The 17,666-nt window shown below is 36.6% G+C and carries 9 protein-coding genes; 1 reads left to right on the forward strand and 8 read right to left on the reverse strand.

Annotated elements, in window-relative coordinates:
- Positions 1–13: 13 nt before the first annotated feature.
- Both HHU12_RS18910 and mgrA read right to left on the reverse strand, forming a co-directional pair.
- Positions 14–2,977, reverse strand: coding sequence for a SusC/RagA family TonB-linked outer membrane protein (locus HHU12_RS18910; protein ID WP_169658303.1), 2,964 nt, complete (start codon positions 2,975–2,977; stop codon positions 14–16).
- Positions 2,978–3,528: 551 nt separating this feature from the next.
- A complete protein-coding gene (mgrA, locus tag HHU12_RS18915; RefSeq protein WP_169658304.1) occupies positions 3,529–4,542 on the reverse strand; it encodes an L-glyceraldehyde 3-phosphate reductase in 1,014 nt (337 codons plus the stop codon).
- Between the two features lie 466 nt (positions 4,543–5,008).
- Between mgrA and HHU12_RS18920 the strand changes: the two genes are divergently transcribed.
- Positions 5,009–6,376, forward strand: coding sequence for an SHOCT domain-containing protein (locus tag HHU12_RS18920; protein WP_169658305.1), 1,368 nt, complete (start codon positions 5,009–5,011; stop codon positions 6,374–6,376).
- 292 nt (positions 6,377–6,668) lie between these two features.
- Here the strand turns inward: HHU12_RS18920 and HHU12_RS18925 are convergent, their stop codons facing one another.
- The 6 genes from HHU12_RS18925 to HHU12_RS18950 all read right to left on the reverse strand — a co-directional run bounded on the left by HHU12_RS18925 (position 6,669) and on the right by HHU12_RS18950 (position 17,596).
- A complete protein-coding gene (locus HHU12_RS18925; protein WP_169658306.1) occupies positions 6,669–7,244 on the reverse strand; it encodes a hypothetical protein in 576 nt (191 codons plus the stop codon).
- A gap of 516 nt (positions 7,245–7,760) precedes the next feature.
- Positions 7,761–9,050 (reverse strand): sugar MFS transporter, encoded by a 1,290-nt coding sequence (locus tag HHU12_RS18930; protein ID WP_169658307.1) that lies wholly within the window; start codon positions 9,048–9,050, stop codon positions 7,761–7,763.
- Between the two features lie 767 nt (positions 9,051–9,817).
- Positions 9,818–12,859 (reverse strand): glycoside hydrolase family 9 protein, encoded by a 3,042-nt coding sequence (locus HHU12_RS18935; RefSeq protein WP_169658308.1) that lies wholly within the window; start codon positions 12,857–12,859, stop codon positions 9,818–9,820.
- Positions 12,860–13,679: 820 nt separating this feature from the next.
- Complete coding sequence (locus tag HHU12_RS18940; protein ID WP_169658309.1) at positions 13,680–15,494, reverse strand: glycoside hydrolase family 9 protein; 1,815 nt, start codon at positions 15,492–15,494, stop codon at positions 13,680–13,682.
- A gap of 343 nt (positions 15,495–15,837) precedes the next feature.
- The gene (locus HHU12_RS18945; protein ID WP_169658310.1) at positions 15,838–16,707 is read right to left on the reverse strand and encodes an ROK family protein; all 870 of its coding nucleotides are present in this window, start codon (positions 16,705–16,707) and stop codon (positions 15,838–15,840) included.
- A gap of 4 nt (positions 16,708–16,711) precedes the next feature.
- Positions 16,712–17,596, reverse strand: a complete 885-nt coding sequence (locus HHU12_RS18950; RefSeq protein ID WP_169658311.1) for an ROK family protein — start codon at positions 17,594–17,596, stop codon at positions 16,712–16,714.
- Positions 17,597–17,666: the final 70 nt, after the last annotated feature.

Below are 17,666 nucleotides of genomic sequence, written 5' to 3' on the forward strand. Positions count from 1 at the left end.
CTTTCGGCTAAAATTAGAATGTGATATTTGCACCAACAATGATACTTCTCGTCTGAGGGTAAGTACCGTAATCAATACCCAAAACAGTGTTTGAATTCCCGCCTTGATTAACCTCAGGGTCAAATCCGGTATAGTTGGTCAATGTCCATAGGTTTTCTCCCGTTACATAAAACCTTGCTGCACTCATACTCAACTTCTCCGTCACATTCTGTGGCAGTGTGTAACTTACTGTTAATGCCTTTAATCTCAAGTAAGAGGCGTCCTCTACAAATCGTGTAGAAATTCTTGAATTATCCGTATTACCAGGACTTGACTTTGGAATATCCGTTTGATCACCAGGCCTTTTCCATCTATTCAACACTGCAGATGATTGGTTCTTAGCATCCGTCATTCCTTCAGTATCAATTCTAGTGGCATTCAACATATCATTGCCTTGAGCACCTTGGAAGAAAATATTCAACGTGAAGTTTTTCCATGACACTGTATTAGTAAAACCATAAATAAAATCTGGATTGGCATTACCTATCACTTTACGGTCTTCTGGCGTTGGGTTGAAAGTAGAATTACCGTCTCCTCCCATATAATAAGCATTACCTGTGCGAGGATCTACGCCTAAAAACTCATAGCCATAAATTGCCCCTAAAGACTGCCCTTCTTTAATCTGAATCGCCTCTCCACGGCCGGCAATACTTCCTGTGTAAATCTCTTGGCCTACCAAGTTGATCACCTCGTTTTTATTGAAAGAAATATTAAAATTAGAAGTCCATTTTATTGCTTTATCATAGTTTACTGTATTCAAATTGAACTCAATACCTCTGTTTTCTAATGCACCAATATTCTGAATGGCATTATCGTAACCTGTCGATCTTGGCAGAGGAGCATTTAATAACAAATCACTTGTTCGTTTGATGTAGGCATCTGCAGTTAATTCTATTCTATCTTGCATCAAACCCAAATCAATACCGATATTTGTCTGCTCTGATTCCTCCCATTTCAATTTCTGATTTTCGATAGAAGCAGGGTAAGAACCTGGCAGTGTTATACCTCCAATAGGGTAATTAGCACCTGTCCCAACTTTTCCCATATAAGCATAAGTACCAATGTTATCATTACCTACTATACCATAACCTGCTCTTAGTTTTAAGTCTGAAATAACATCTACACTTTTCAAAAAGGCTTCCTCTGAAATTCTCCAACCTGCGGAGAAAGAAGGGAAAACACCCCATCTATTTTGTGGGCCGAAAACGCTTGATCCATCCACACGAACATTTGCTGTGATCAAATATTTATTATTAAAAGCATAATTTAAACGGCCAATAAATGAGGTATTTGCTTTTTCTGCTTCAGTAGCTGTCGCCGCTGCTATTTCTGATCCGCCATTTGGTGTTGATATAGCATCTGATGCAAAATTTCTTCTTTCAATATTACTGCTCTGCCAGTGGTACTTTTGGATTACTGAACCGGCTAAAACTTGAATTTTATGATTGTTGACCTCTTTATTGTATTGCAATGTATTATCGAAAATGTAATACGTGTTATTATTTTGTGATACAATAGACTGACCGTTCAACGCTCTACCATAGGAAGTTCTATAAGGGTCTAAAAAGTAATTATACTTATCAGCGTTATTATCAATACCTAAATTCGTCTTGAATTTGAAGTCTTTCAAAATGGTTACTTCAGCATATAGATTTCCTAAAAACCTTTTGTTGTTGAATCCTCTCGTTGAACCATCTGTACTTGCTAGAGGGTTTTCCCAATCTTGGAAAGGATTAGAAGTAAATGTTCCATCTTGGTTATAAATTCCGATCACTGGAGGAGTTGTCAATGCGCCCAACAGCACACCACCTTGATTTACTGCCTGATTGTCTTTCACATCCACATCATTGTAATCCACATAAGACACCCTTGTACCTAACTTCAACCAGTCGTTGACCTCCTGATCAAGATTTACTTTAAAGTTAGCTCTGTTCATTTCAGCACTTCTCACTGCTCCTTGAGAACCCGTAAAACCACCTGAGATATAATAGTTGGTATTATCCGATTTTCCAGAGATCGCTAGCTGATAGTTTTGAGTATATCCCGTTTGGAACACCTCATTTTGCCAATCCGTATTGTTTTGATATTGGTCCCAATCCGTATTATAACCCATCTCTGTCATCAGGTCTCTATACTGTTCACCATTTAATACCTCTTGAGTTCTCCATACTTCATTCACACCTCCATACACATCTAATGAAACAGAAGGTTTAGTAGAAGTACCTTTTTTGGTTGTAATTAATACTACACCATTTGCACCTTGAGCACCATAAATTGCGGCAGCCGAAGCATCTTTCAATACTGAAACACTTTCAATGTCTGACGGGCTTAAAGATCTTGTATCAGCAGTGGGTACTCCATCCACTACATACAATGGTTCAGAACCTGCATTAATAGAGTTGGTACCACGAATACGCATCGAAATACCTTGAGAAGGTTTCCCTGATGAAGATTGCACCTGAACACCAGCCACTTTTCCTTGTATCAGCGAACCAACCTGTGTATTCGGACGTGATTCCATATCCTCACTCCCTACAACACTCACCGAACCCGTAACGTCTTTCTTGTTTTGTGTACCATAACCAATCACTACCAACTCATCCAAACGAATCATATCTTCTTTTAGTGTGATATTGATAACACTTCTGCCACCCACAGGAACCTCTTCTGTGATCATTCCAATGTAACTAAACAATAGAATGTCCTCCTCACTTTTAGTAGTAAGTCTATATTCACCACTAAAATCTGTTGTTGTGCCCGTAACTGTATTCTTAATCTGAATTGTTACACCCGGTATTCCCTCTCCGTCTTGATCTGTAACTGATCCTTTTATTGTATTCTGTGCTGACACTTCGGCTGAACCAAAGAGTATCAAAGTAAGTAAGAGTATAAATACACTACTTCGCTCCAAAAAATAAGCAGTAAAAACTTTTGTCATTTTAGTACAACTTAAAGTCAAAATAAATAGATAATGTTTCATTCCAAGTTCACGTAAGCAGTAATGTATTACATAGTCAGCTGATGCCTACTGAACAATACAAAGTTGAATGATAAAAAATGTAACTCCTACACTTAGTAGTAAAATAGTAGATTTATATAAATATTAAATAACTGAACAACAATCATTTAAACAGTTTTAGATATTTAAAAAAAGTAGATCATTTATAGATCTTTTTTGCTACTTTTTTGAAGAAAAATGGGTTACTTATAAAATTTCACTGAAGAATCAAATGGGATTTCTCAAGTAGTTATTCAAAAGAATAATGAATAACATCACATACATTTTTTCTGTTTTTCTGAGGAAAGTATGACTTTGATAAATACAAAATTGTGCATAAAAAAAGTCCACAACCGAAATTATGGACATTTATAATGAAGAGTTAAGAATAAAGGAAGTGAATCGCAAAGTGTTTTTTATGGTGGTTCAGCGGACGTTGCAATGCAACATCCCTACAACAGTAGCCACCTTTCTTCAACAAGTGTATTAAATTACTTCAACACTTTTTGTATAGCACTTTTCTCTTCTTCCGAAAACTGTAATTGATCTAATGCTTTTACATTTTCTTCTAACTGCTCCGGTGAACTTGCTCCCACTAGAACTGTTGTGACAGCAGGGTTATCCAATAACCAAGCAATGGCCATTTGTGATAATTTTTGTCCTCTTTGTTGAGCAATTTCATGCAACGCTTTGATCTGATCTAGCTTTGCCTCCACTGCTTCTAAATTAAGATAAGTGTTGTCTTTTTTAGCTCTAGAATTTTCTGGAATACCGTTGACATATTTATTGGTCAACATACCTTGTGCCAATGGAGAGAAGACGATTGATCCTACATTTAATTCTTGCAGTTTTGGTAAAACCTCTGCTTCCATATCTCTTTCAAACATTGAATATTTAGATTGATGTATTAGCAACGGCACTCCCATTTCTTTGAGTAATTCAGAGGCTTTCTGCGTCTCTTCTGCACTATATCTTGATAAACCGATATACAATGCCTTCCCTTGTTTTACCATTTGCGCCAAAGCTCCCATAGTTTCTTCCATTGGTGTTTCTGGATCAGGTCTATGTTGATAAAAGACATCAACATAATCAAGACCCATACGTTTCAAGCTTTGATCCAAACTGGCAATCAAGGATTTTTTAGAGCCATTATTCCCATAAGGTCCCGGCCACATATCGTACCCTGCTTTTGAAGCAATAAAAAGCTCATCACGATACGGTAAAAAGTCTTTCTTCAGAATTCTGCCAAAATTCTCCTCAGCAGAACCGTATGGAGGTCCATAATTATTTGCTAAATCAAGGTGTGTGATTCCTAAATCAAATGCTTTACGCAGGATATTTCTTGCATTGCCAAAATGATCATTGAAACCGAAGTTATGCCAAAGACCCAGTGAAATACGGGGTAAAAGTATACCGCTTTTGCCACATCTTTGATATTGCATGCTTTCGTATCTTCCTTCATTAGGAAAATAAGGAGCAACAGGTGCTTTATCGTAAATATTCATCTCATCGTTGTTTTGTTCAAACATGAAGATACAACAAGGCCTTCTTTCTCCCCAATTAATTTATGTTAGAATATTAATGAACTAAGATTTGAATCAAATTATACACTCACCGTTCTTTCTCTTTTTGTTTATTTGAAAAAAAGTAAATAATCACTAATTTGACCTCGTAATAATTCTAATATTTCTGACTAAAATACCATGAATTGTTCGCTATGCTTATAAATTAGGTAACAGGTCTGCCACTTTTCTACTGGATAATCTATTTTCTGAATTCCATTTTTTCAATGCATGTGTGTTGCCTCTATTTAAAAACATATTCTATATAATTGATTGTACCCAAATCACCCATTTACATTAGACAATGAAATTTTCAAATTTTAATCGAAACACTATGAGAATAGTAGTGTTAACTTTTTTGCTTTTACATTCTTTTCTAGCATTTTCGGACTGTTACAAACCAACGAACATGCCCTACAATGCTTTGGTAAGAGCCACAATTAATGGAAGAACATTGAAAGCCTCAGTAGCTTTCAGAAATATGACTTCTCAAGCCAAATTTATAGAGGAGATTACACTGAGGTTCAAAGTAAAAGGAACTCACCTTGAAAAGGGAGATAAGGTGACAAAAACCTACAATGTACAGTTCAAAGAAAATATCTTAATTGCCTCAAGAGATTGGGTAGAATTATCGACTGAATCAAAATCGATGAGTAAATCCTATTCGTGGACCTCTATTGAACAAGTGGAACTGATTGAGAAATTGCCTGTGGAGGTTTTAAACCGATCAACAAAAGACTTTAATGCAATCAATACTAGCGGATCAACTGCATTGGAATCAGTATGTGAATTATCGTTAGGTTTGAGCTGGGAACAAAGAACATACGATAAAAATGCAATGACAGGATATTGTGCTGGGACTACTTCTAAAGATGATGGAATGAAGTTATTGGTTGCAAAAGTAAATATCACAAATAATACGGCCTCAAAAATAGCTTGTAAAGAGCCCCGTTTTCTTGTTGTAAAATTGGATGAAAAAGAATTTCGCATCAAAATAGCTGCAGGAAATATCCAAGGCGGTAAGTCAAAAACGAAGAGTGAGAAATTATTTTACGTTTCAAAAAATGTAGATCAATCTTTAATAAAATATAGTTTTTCATCAATTGATACTGAGTTCATTAATACAACACCTCAAAATTACACCATAAAAAAGTGTGAAAACTCTAACTGCCTTTCGTTTGATAAAAAACCAGAAATGACAGAATATTTTCCTGTGGAAGGTACTAATTATGGTTTTTACCTTAAACCAAAAACTTGGAAAGTTGATAAACTTGTTATGAAAATGGTTAAAGATGAAAAGGTAAAGTATGTTTTAAAACAAAAAGGTGATCCTTCTAAAACATTATTTGTTTATCACTTTCCTGATTTGACTTGCGAAGAATACATTAAAAATACAACAACCTATTTGAATATTTCAAGTGCTGAGTACATAAAAATTAATGGCAACTATGGAATAGCTGTTAAAGCTAAAACTGCTCATGGAGATTATACTAATGATTATTATGTAATCGGAGCAAATGCACTTTCAGGTAAAGGAAAAGAAGAAGGATTGCTGGTTTTACAAACCCAACAAGACTTTGAAGGCATTGTGAATAATAATTTAAAGAAGTCTGCCACCTCTTCTACTCCAACTACAAAAAACACTGCTTCATCTAATAATGCTGATTCTAAGAGCTTAGAAGATAAATTAATTCAATTGAAATCCTTTTATGAAAAAGGATTAATTACTGAAGAAGAGTATAATAAGAAACGTCAGGAATTACTTTCAAATTACTAGTTGACGGAAGGGTTGAATTTGAGATAAGTACAACTTCAATAGCTTCTTAAATACACATCAATCAGATCCCACCTTTTATTTTATAAGGGTGGGATTTTTTTGAATTCAACTTTCGTTACGATGATTTATTAATTTCTGGCGCTATGAAGAATATTTTCAAACTCCCGCTCTTCTTTCTTATTTCCTAAGTAAATAGAGTAATTTTCATCAGAAAGCCATAACACCCTAATACTTTGGGTTGTATCATTGTTGACATAAAACTCCTGCGTTACTTCATTTCCTTTTTGCTGATTTAGCTTTGCGAATCGAATTCTTCTGGCATGGCATAGTCCTCAATATGAAGGTGCCTTTCAAGCAATTTTTCGATTTGTTTTACCTCCTTGAATTCATCCATAAAAAAGTTTCCACCAATTAGTATAATATTTTCACCATTGGTCTTTTTGAGGTAAAGAGGGTAATTACTCGAAGATCCATTTTTTGTATTGTGCACGAATTCCTTTACATAAAGCTGTTCAATATCTTCCGCATCTAAAGTTAATTGTCCTCCCCAAGGAAGTGGTGAGTGTCTTACTTTTAAGGTGTCGTCTTCCACACTCACTTCTGTCTTGTTGAGAAAAAGACATAATGTATAATAAGTACCTAGAATTCCAATAGCCACATGGCCTATTGGAAATACCAACTTTCCATAACTAACAACTGTATCTCCTTCAAATAGCGAATTGAAACTTATGTCATACCAAATAAATAAGAAACTATTCCAGATCGTCATAACGAAAAATAGTAAATACGCTTGTGAAGAAAACCACTTGAAAGTAATGGTAATGGAATCCTCACTTTGAGAAACTTTTAGCTTTTTAGAAGTTATCATTATTGAAAAAATTAAATGTTATTATTTAGAGCATGTGTAAAACATCTCATTGTTATAAGGTTATCTATAGTATGACCTTGGGTAATCTTGTTTTTGAGAAAATTCAGTCTTTTCGAAAGCATTGTTTTTGTTGTTTATCATCAAAATAGTTTACCTGAGCTCAAATTAGCGTCTTACAATTTATAAATCAAAATTTAATCTTCAAAATAGGTTATAAAGAAAAAAAAGTCAGTCAATTATCCCCGTACAAAGCATTTATAAGATTAATCTATACCGACATAAAAACAATCGATTTTACATCTGTTAAATCTTGTTGTATGTTTGTAATGTAGTCAATCGGAAAGCGGTTGAAATTGAAAAAGAAATCAGTGTTTCAATTTTAAAAATTGAACTAAAAAATATTTATACACCCTGACTTTATAACATTAGTTATATATATACAATAGTTTGCTTTAACATTGACCCATTATCATCAAAATAAAATCCCACTTGTGTAAAGTGGGATTTTTTTATGGATCAATTTATTGAAATGGCGTCATTTTCTATTGGTGCAGTATGTTCATCTTTACTCTTTCTGCTTATTGTTGCATTTTGTACTAATGGCCTTGCCCAAAAACCAATACTAAGAATATATCCTAGCGGAAAGAATAAAAAGAGCATCCCTCCTTTTAACCCAAATGCATCAGCAAGAATACCTACAATGAGTGGCATAATCGCACCTCCAATAATTCCTGAGCAAAGGATTCCTGAAAAAGAACCGTGATGTTCTTTCATTGAATTTAAAGCCAATGAGAAAATTATGGACCACATTACTGAAGCGAAAAAGCCACAAGCTGGAAAGGCAAATAAGGCTATGGATTTCGACCCGAAAAAGGCTAACCCTAAACTGATAAAACACAGGGTAGAAAATAATATCAACACTCTTCTACTGTCTATGATTTTCACTAAAAACAAACCTAACAAACACCCTACGGTAAGTAATCCCCAAAATGACGAAACGGCATTGGCTCCTCCTACTCTTGGGTCTACGCCATGGTACGTCTGCAAGAATTCTGAGATCCAATTGGCAATCCCCTGCTCTAATCCTACATAACAAAATATAGCGACAAAAAACAACCATACTGTTTTGTTGGAGAATAGTGTTTTGTAAGTATCCACTCCTCCTGATTTCTCGTCTTCTTTCAGTTCTACTTTAGGGAATTTCACAAAGGCAATTACTACGATCATTGCTACACAAACTACAGAAAACACCCAGTACAAGCTTACCCATGAAAGACCTTCTGGCACAATGGAACTGAATAGCGTAATCATAGCATTTTCTGTTTTCCCTCCATCAATTTCTGAAACTAAATAAGAATAGACTTGAGGACTGAGGAAAGAGGCCAAACCAAAGGCTAATTGTGCAAGAATAGAGTAAAATGCAAAGTGTTCTTCTCCTCCTGATACTCTAAGTAATGGATTGATGGCTACTTGAAGTATGGCCATGCCTACACCAATCATAAATAAGGAAAAGAGGACAACGGTATAACTTGGGAAAATGGAAAATAATAATGCTCCACTAAAAGCCATCACAAAGGCAAACAGCATTACTTTTTTCTCTCTGTATTTTTCGAGTACCATTCCGGCCGGAATTGATGTTACACCATAGGCGATAAAAAAGGCAAAGGGTAATAAACCGGTCATTGCACGGCTAAGTTGAAAGCTTTGAATGATATCGGGAATCAATGGTCCGATGATGTTAGTTAGAAATGAGATGACAAAAAAGACTAATATCACTAGGGATATCATACCATAATTACGATTCATAATTTTTACGATTAAATAGATTAAAAAAAATCTTAGTAGTATAAGTGTCACAAATAGAAAAAGAGATGAAAGAGGTAAGAGCTGATAAGAACAAAAGAAATAGGTTTAAATACCGTGTACCATAGCTGAAGTCATGGGCTTATAGGAAGCTTCCAATTTTTCAACTTTCATAACAAACTTGTTATGTATCAAATATTTACGGCTTTTACATCCATTTAAATACATTGTAAACTTTCAATCGATTTTTCTGCAAACTTTTTATGTTTTACTTCCAAGCTACCTTCTTCTTCATTTTTGTCTTAACACAAAAACGAAGCAAAAAAGTCAAGGCTTTGAAGGCAAAAGCTAAATTTCATTCCTCTCGCCTAAATGATTTTAAACTCGCTGCGCTCAAACAAGAAAATCATTTTTAACGGCTCATTACATGAAATTCTTTACGCTTTTTCCTTCAAGGCCGGGGGAGCACTACCCAATGAATAGAGTAGAAGGCCCACTGGCGCGAATGTTAAGCGTAAGCGTCATTCGTGTCCTGCTGATCATCAGAAATCTCCTGATTTCTAAATACGATACTTTATTTACAATGTATTAAGTATGGATAAAGTAAACTTTATAACCAAAAGTTGATCAATGCGTTATCTTCCCAAAAGCCCATAATTTCAATTATGGGTCTACGTTTCACCCCTTTTCTTTTGTCCTGTACTTAATGATAATAGTCCGCATTGTGAATCAGGAACCACAATACGAACCATTATATCCTATCTAATACATCACTTTTTTATTATTCTTTTAATTAAAGTGCCTTTATCACTGGTTAATTGAAGGAAGTATATTCCTTGCTGTAAACCTGACAGATCTAAAAGCTTTATATTTCTATGTTCAACAGTTTGCAATACTGCACCGTTAAGGTTTAGTACACGCACCTTGCTGATATTGAAATTCGATTGAATAGTGATGCTATTCAGTGCCGGATTGGGATAAACAGATAGTTCATCAGCCAAGGTAACTGAAGCATCATTTTTAATTCTTGCATTAGGACTACCGCAATCAGAAGGAGCATTTCCACTTGTCAAAACAATGGCATGTCCTCCCGAATTATGCACAAGTACCCATCCGCCTCCGGCATACTCATTGACATAATAGGTACCATCCAATCCTGCAATATTGGAGTTGCTGAATGTAATTGTTGGCTCATTGGTTTTCAAAGTATTACTAACAGATGGTGTGAGGTTGGTCCAATAACCTACAGTCTGACCATTTCCACCGATACCGAAATAGTAAATCGCTCCTGCTCCATAACTATAGGAAATTGAAGTGGAGCTAAATCCATGACTTCTTAAGGCATCTGCCGCAGGGTTGTCTCCTAATATGTAAGTGCTGTTCCAACCAGAGGTATTTTGATCTGAGATTGGAGAAGTTCTTGGCACATTAAAAGTTGACAACAGGCAAGATCCACCAGTAATTAAGTTCACTTCCACTTCTACTGATGAAGCTGCGCTATCGTCTGAACCATCATTAACTATCAACTGAAACGAATAAGTAGTACCATCAACCAGTCCTGTTATTGTTGGATTGACCGTATTTGCTCCTTGTATATTGACCGTTGGGCCTGTAACTTGACTCCATGAGTAAGTCAGAGGTGAAGGACCGTTGTCAGGGTCGTTACTTTTACTGCCATCTAAAACGGTACTTGTAGTGCCTTGTGCTAAAGTTTGTTTACTACCTGCATCTGATACTGGGGCGATATTTACTGCTGCACTTCCCACTGTTACTTGCACCACCTTTGAATCATTAAGCTCTCCATCGCTAACCGTTAACCTAAAAGTATACGTTGCTCCATCACTTAAACCATTGACAGCCGTTATTGCACTGTTTGCATTCGTAATTGTAACCGTCTGGCCACCAATTTGTGACCAGCTATACGTCAAGGGAGAAGGGCCATTATCAGGATCATTACTTCCCGAACCGTCTAAAGTGGTACCCGTAGATCCTTGAGGAAGGGTTTGATTTGTACCCGGTGAAGCTGATGGTGCTATATTCCCCGCTCCTCCATCATTCAAAACTGATGAAGCCATAGCCAATAATAAAACGCCGTCACTTAAACCTGCAATTGTGGTTTCTGAGCAGACAAAATCATTTTCGTTTTCAAAATACACAATGGATGAGGTATTAAAATCGGAAAATTTATCATTCGTACCCGAAATCAAAAGGTTATCGTTGTGACTGAAATATTGTCTCATAGGCTGATGTGCATCGGCTGGCGCTGGGCCTTCTGCAATTTCTCCTGTAGGGAAAATTTGAGGCTGTAACCTGAAAATCTGTGCATAGCTTGTGGCAATTGCTCCTGGATATGATTGGGATGCTACAAAACCTACGCCCCAGTTATTAATCCCAAATGTGTAATCCAAAACCCCCATGGCCATGTCATCATATTTTGAATCGGACGGGTTTAAAAGTTTATAAGAAAATGCGGCAGCTCCCACTCCAAACTGACTGTACAATGATCCCCAAACATAGCTGTGAGGAATATTCCATACATTGTCCGTTTCTTGTGCTTTTGTTTTAAAACTACTTAATTCCGTATCCAATGCTTGTACGGCTTGAACAGAATAAGGAGCTAAACGATAATTCGCTTTTAAGGTAACATTAGCCCACGATGCCCAATAATCAGTTGCAATATAACTTTCAGCATCTGTCAAATAATTGGCCTGCCCCGTTGCGATATATAACTCTGTGGCGGCTAAACACATTTGATCTCCTGGAAGATTATCTTTGTAAAAAGGATTCGTATTAGCATCTAAATACCCTGCATCAATAGACGTTGCTTTCGCTTCTGCATACATTGATTGGGCTTTAGAGAGATAACCGTTAGCCAATACAGGATCAATGTCCTTGAAAACGGTATAGCCTAAAGCTAAAGCCGCAGCTGTATGTGCTAACTGATATTTTGATTTGATGTTTAAAGCTGGACGTGGAGTATTGGTGTCATTTTCAGGCATTCTCAAACCTACATTATGATCCTCTTCATCCGCTACTTGAATGATAAAAGTATTGTTATCAGGCATGGTCTTAGACAAGTAATCTAACCCGAACTTTATTTCATCAAGCATGTCTTCATAACCTGTTTGGGAGTAGTTTTTCACTCCATCAAAAGTAGCTGGACTGACCACATAAGCCAACAAAAGATTGTATGCAGTGTATGCAATGGTCTGCGTGAATTTAATATAATCACCTGCATCATACCATCCGCCCAACATATCCACCGTCTGCCCGTTGGCTGACCAATTATTGATCTTAAAAGAAGACGAACCGTCATGATTGTAAACTGGAGCTGTGGCATCTTCTCCATGTGAAAAACCATGAACCACGGCATCATTTGAACCACTACGTCTAGCCCTTAAACTGCTCAATACTTCATGTGTCATCACTTTGTAAGGTGCATTTTTCACTTCTATAGAGAATGGAGCAACCGTTCCTATCACCACTGAATAAGTACCTAAAGATGTGAGAGCGCTTATATCTACAATGTGATTAAAAGCCTTTGGTGTATGAACACCAGCACCTGTTGTGCTTGCACCCACTGTTCCGGTGAGTACTGTGTTGTTGTTTTGGTCTTTGATGGACCATGGTTGCCCTTGATAATTTACGTCTGATACGACCACAATTCTTTTGCTGGCAGAGGGTGCGTATCCTGCAAGGTTATACCTTGCTCTAGTTTGTTGCGCTAGTACATTTTGGTTCGTTCCAATGAAACCAATCAAAAAAAGCATGCAACATGCAATACTAAAATTTAAAGAAAACTTACTTTTCATAACTTAGCTAGTTTAAAATTAATTTATAGATGTAAGAGTAATTATAAACCGATTGCATTGTAAAAGTATACACTTCGATTTATTAATGCAAGCGTTTGCATTTTATTTTCATTCAAATGCAATTTATTGCAATGTATTTTTTATGGGATTGTAAAAGTGTAACCCGCTTTCTAACTCCTTCTGTTAAAGGGGTTGATGGATTTTAATTACATTACTGGTCTGTGACGCTAAACTTGGCTTAAACGTAGCAGGCTACGTTGCTACTAACGTGCACATATGTTTTTCTTAATAGACTGATTTTGCTATAAATAAACTGTATTTTAAGGGGTGTTGTAAGAAGGTTTCCCTGGCAAAACGTAGCAGGTTACGTAGCTACAGGGCAGGCCGATTCTCTACTAAAATTTTGAAGAATAGTAGTGCAAATGAGATTTAATTTTGATGTATAGTCGGGAACAGTAGTAATTGATACTGTACTAACTATTTTATTTATACGTAGAAGTGCTAAAGGTACAATGATGTTTCGCACACCATAGTTAAAACTATGGGTAGGTGATACCGCAACCTCATCAATAATGAAGTGTTGAGGGTTGGTTACTGAGGCAACACTTCAGTGTTGGTGGAGTCAATATCACTTGCCCATGACTTCTCTCGTGGTGCACGCTATTTGTCCCTTTAATAAATGAAGAAAATAATGGTTCTTGTTGTGGATCGAGTGGACGTTGCAATACAACGCCCTTGAGGACCACCATAAAAAAAACCTTACTTTATCATAAGATAAAGAATTGAATAGGGTGGTCACAATACAACCACCCCATTATAATTAGTTCAATTGTAAGGTCTGTATATATGCTGCATAAGCTACTGCAGGAATCATCCATCCGCCATGCTGTAACCATTGTTCTGACCATCTCCAACGTTGAGCGGGGTCATTTTCGTAAGGCATAGGTCTGAATGCAATGTCTGATTCATCTTTAAAACCTGCTGTGATACCGTTACAAACGCCTCCGTCATAATTATAAGAAACGCCTTGTTCTATATAATCAGGATTATTGAAACCTACACCTTGCAACATGCAAACATTGTAAGGGTTAAGCCCCAAAATCCAGTTGGTTTGGTTTGATGCAAATTGCTTGGCCGACTGTTTTACTTTTTTGTCTGACAAATAGGGTATGGCTTTATACATAGCAGTTGCTAAAGAAGCCAATCTTGCGTTTTCACCCTGCCACCAATATTTTGTTTCGTTTTGATGTGGGATGAAAAAGGCTGCTCTTGGTTTATCTTCATTGGTCGCTTTCACAAACTGACGGGACAACCCGAATGGATTGGTAGTCTGTGCTGTAATTGCCAATTCAAAGTTGACAGATTTATTAATAAATGCCAGTGCTTTCTTTTTTGCTGAAGCTTTCTTTTCTATCGAAAGGTAATGCGTCATGGCAATAATCGGCAATCCTGCTTCGGCACCATGGAAGAAAGGTCTTTCTCCCTTCTCGTCCGCTCTTAACCAATTGAACATCCCATATGCTGAGGACATCATTCTGTTTTGCAATGAAGTTGCTCTTTGTCTAGCATCTGCTAGGTAAGTTTCTTTTGCCGTTGCTTTATACAGCTCTATTGTTGCTAATAATGCCGTATAATCATCGATAATGTTTTCTTTACCATCATCACAATACTCGGTATTATGCTCTTTTAAGTGAGTATACCCTTTTTCTGCTACTTCAAGGTACTTTTCTGACGAATATTTCCCTTCTACTTTCATTGATGCACAACGTGCCAAATCGGCAATAGCAACTCCTCCTCCTTCACGGAATGCGGCCTGATAGTTCGTATTTCTTTTTCCATCTTGACCAGAATAAGCACAGATTTCACGTTGGTTAGGATCTTTGGTCCAACCTGCAAAAATAGTGGCGTAAAAATAGCCTTCTGCATCTTGAATTCTCACTAGATAATCAGCTCCGAAAGCGGCTTCTTCTTTTAAGCTTTTAATGATATCCTTCTGGTTATCCATCTTTACCTCTTCCAATTTTGAAGCAGATTCCAGCATATTCCAGATGTTCATTGGAAGTTGTTGCGGGGTCATGTAATTGGAAAAACTTAAATGACTTAGATACTTTCCTTTTTCGCCAGAGGCATCGTACCACCCACCACTTGCATCAACTATATCATCTCTGTCTCCAAAGAAAGACATCTTACTGTCTTTTTCTTCATAAACAGTATCAGAACGTTCATGCTTGAAAGCTTTTACTAAAAGTGGCAAAACATCTGAAGCAATTGAATTTTCATAGATGGAGAATGAATAAGACTGCACTTTCTCTTCTCCAATTGTTGCATTTAAGATGAATTTACCCACTTCATTAAATGAGGTAAAATCGGCTTTATACGCTTTGCCTGTGTGCCAATTGTCCACTTGACCGCCTTCTTTCAACGCTCCCTTAAATACTACATTCCCTTTGGTATCTTTGATGAAAAATTCTATTGGAATGCTACTCGATGAGGTTTGTAAAACGGCCGACTTATATTCGTTTTGCTGATAGCCTAAATGATTAATCAAGAAAATGGATTTCTCCGCTCCTATTATTGTATTACTAAAAAATAATAATGATAGGAATGCTCCGAAAATTAGTTGATAGTTTCTCATTATTTTATTGCGTTATCACTAAAGGCGGTGAGTTAAGAGTTAAGAATGAAGAATTAAGAATTAAGAGTGAAGATGGTTCGTAGTTTGGAAATTAATTCCACTGTCCTTCTTCATTACAAATGTTTTCATAAAACTTTAACTGGTTCAAGTCTTAAGCTGAAAGCGTGACTTGGACCTTTACTTGAAAAAAGTCTGAAGACTTTTAGCTCTGTTTTGTTTTGCTATAAGTCTTCAGACTTATAACAATTGCAAGCACAAGTGACGCTTCCCTGAACACTTGCGCTAGGTAGTAGTTTTATTGTTTTTCTTCATTCTTAACTCTTAATTCTTAACTCAAAAACTGTTATTGCAAGTCATCATAATAAAGTGCGGCGGCACCGAGAACTGCAATATTAGGTTCTTCACTTACCTCTAGTTTAAGTTTATCTATGGTTTTGGAGTATGGAAATTTACGTAATGATTTCCATACAAATTTCTCAAAATAGGGGAAGAAATCCGTAAGGTCTCCTCCTACCACAATACATTCAGGATCATAAACGTATAGGATTGTTTTTACGGCTTGTGCGAAGTCTAAACCAAATTGCTCTAATATAGCCAGGGCAATTTTATCTTTTTTCTTTGCCCTAGTAAGTAAAGCGTCTGCCTTTAGACCATATTTAGTTTGGAAATATTTTGTTGTACAATAATATTCATAGTTATGATCACGGTAAGAGATACAACCAATTTCACCAGCACCGCAATTGGCACCAGAGTAGAGATTGTTATTGGTAACTACACCACACCCTAATCCTACGCCTGCAATGACACCTACCACGTTTCTATAGTTGGTTGCTTTACCGAAGTACTTTTCACCGATCACAAAACAATTTGCATCGTTATTGACATAAATATTGACTTTGTATTTCTCAAAAAGCAGATCTTTCAGGTGAACTTCCTTCCATGAGGGAATATACTCCACATCATATACTACACCTCTGTCAACATCCACAAGACTTGGCACGCCGATTCCTATACCTCCAACATCACTTGTAAATACTTGGTCGATAGCATCAAAAATTTGTTTCAGTACTACTTCTTCTTCCGCATTATTATCAATGCGAAGTGTCAGAGAAGCTTCCACTACGTTCTTTTTTACTCTACCTACTTTCAGTACTTTACCACCTAAGTAAACTCCGATGGCACTTTTATTTTGTGATGTTAAATCTTGAATCATTTGCTTAATAGTTCAATTCTGATACTTGAGTATTTTCATTTAATGCATTAAAATATAACGCTGCAGCTCCAAGTATAGCAATTTCTTTCATTCTTGAAGGCTTTATGACGAGTTTTTTTAATACAAATTGATAAGGAAAGGTTTTTATTTCATCATGCATAGCTTTTTGATAGTATTCATACGAATGTGCTACAGACCCTCCAATGATTATTGCTTTGGGGTCTACCGAAAACAGAATTGCCATGATCACTTTGGCTAAATGCTTTCCGTATTCTTCAAATATTTCTAATGCTTTCTGATCTTTTTCCATGGCGAGCGCTGCTAGTTTTTGGCCTGAGATATTGTATTCTCTTCTAAAAAACTGACCGCTGCAATAATATTCGTAATTGTGATGGAGATAAGGAATCATTCCAAACTCTCCTGCTCCACAATTTTGATCCTGCATTAAATGACCATTTTTAATAATTCCAGACCCACAGCCTGTACCGGTAATCAAACCAACAAAATCATCGTAATGCTGTCCTTCTCCAAAATACCTTTCTCCGCTTGCAAAACAGCTCGCATCATTATGAACAAAGACAGGCACTTGAAATTCTTCGGTAAGAATTGCTTTTAAAGGCACCTCTTTCCATGACGGAATATTCTGAATGTCATAGACTACACCCGTCTGACTTTCTACCAATCCTGGCACACCAATTCCAATCCCTTCCACTTGTGGGGTCATCACTTTTCTGATCGTGTCCATCAGAATATCAATTACAATTTGAGGGTCTTCTACTTTTGGCACCAGCCCGTTGGCTAAATCGATAATCTCCCCATTTTTTACCAGTCCTGCCCTCATATTGGTGCCACCGAGGTCTACACCAATTATTTCTTTCTCTGTTTTCATACATTACCTTTTTCAAAATAATAAATGAAAGCAGTGATGCTACTTTTTGGATGAAGAATGTAGAATTAAG

The organism is Flammeovirga aprica JL-4 (assembly GCF_012844305.1).
GTDB classification, from domain to species: Bacteria; Bacteroidota; Bacteroidia; order Cytophagales; family Flammeovirgaceae; genus Flammeovirga; species Flammeovirga aprica.

Excerpts from the sequence above, each read along its gene's own strand:
- HHU12_RS18910 (WP_169658303.1), bottom strand. The coding sequence starts at position 2,977 with ATGACAAAAGTTTTTACTGCTTATTTTTTGGAGCGAAGTAGTGTATTT.
- mgrA (WP_169658304.1), bottom strand. The coding sequence starts at position 4,542 with ATGAATATTTACGATAAAGCACCTGTTGCTCCTTATTTTCCTAATGAA.
- HHU12_RS18920 (WP_169658305.1), top strand. The coding sequence starts at position 5,009 with ATGCCCTACAATGCTTTGGTAAGAGCCACAATTAATGGAAGAACATTG.
- HHU12_RS18925 (WP_169658306.1), bottom strand. The coding sequence starts at position 7,244 with ATGATAACTTCTAAAAAGCTAAAAGTTTCTCAAAGTGAGGATTCCATT.
- HHU12_RS18930 (WP_169658307.1), bottom strand. The coding sequence starts at position 9,050 with ATGAATCGTAATTATGGTATGATATCCCTAGTGATATTAGTCTTTTTT.
- HHU12_RS18935 (WP_169658308.1), bottom strand. The coding sequence starts at position 12,859 with ATGAAAAGTAAGTTTTCTTTAAATTTTAGTATTGCATGTTGCATGCTT.
- HHU12_RS18940 (WP_169658309.1), bottom strand. The coding sequence starts at position 15,494 with ATGAGAAACTATCAACTAATTTTCGGAGCATTCCTATCATTATTATTT.
- HHU12_RS18945 (WP_169658310.1), bottom strand. The coding sequence starts at position 16,707 with ATGATTCAAGATTTAACATCACAAAATAAAAGTGCCATCGGAGTTTAC.
- HHU12_RS18950 (WP_169658311.1), bottom strand. The coding sequence starts at position 17,596 with ATGAAAACAGAGAAAGAAATAATTGGTGTAGACCTCGGTGGCACCAAT.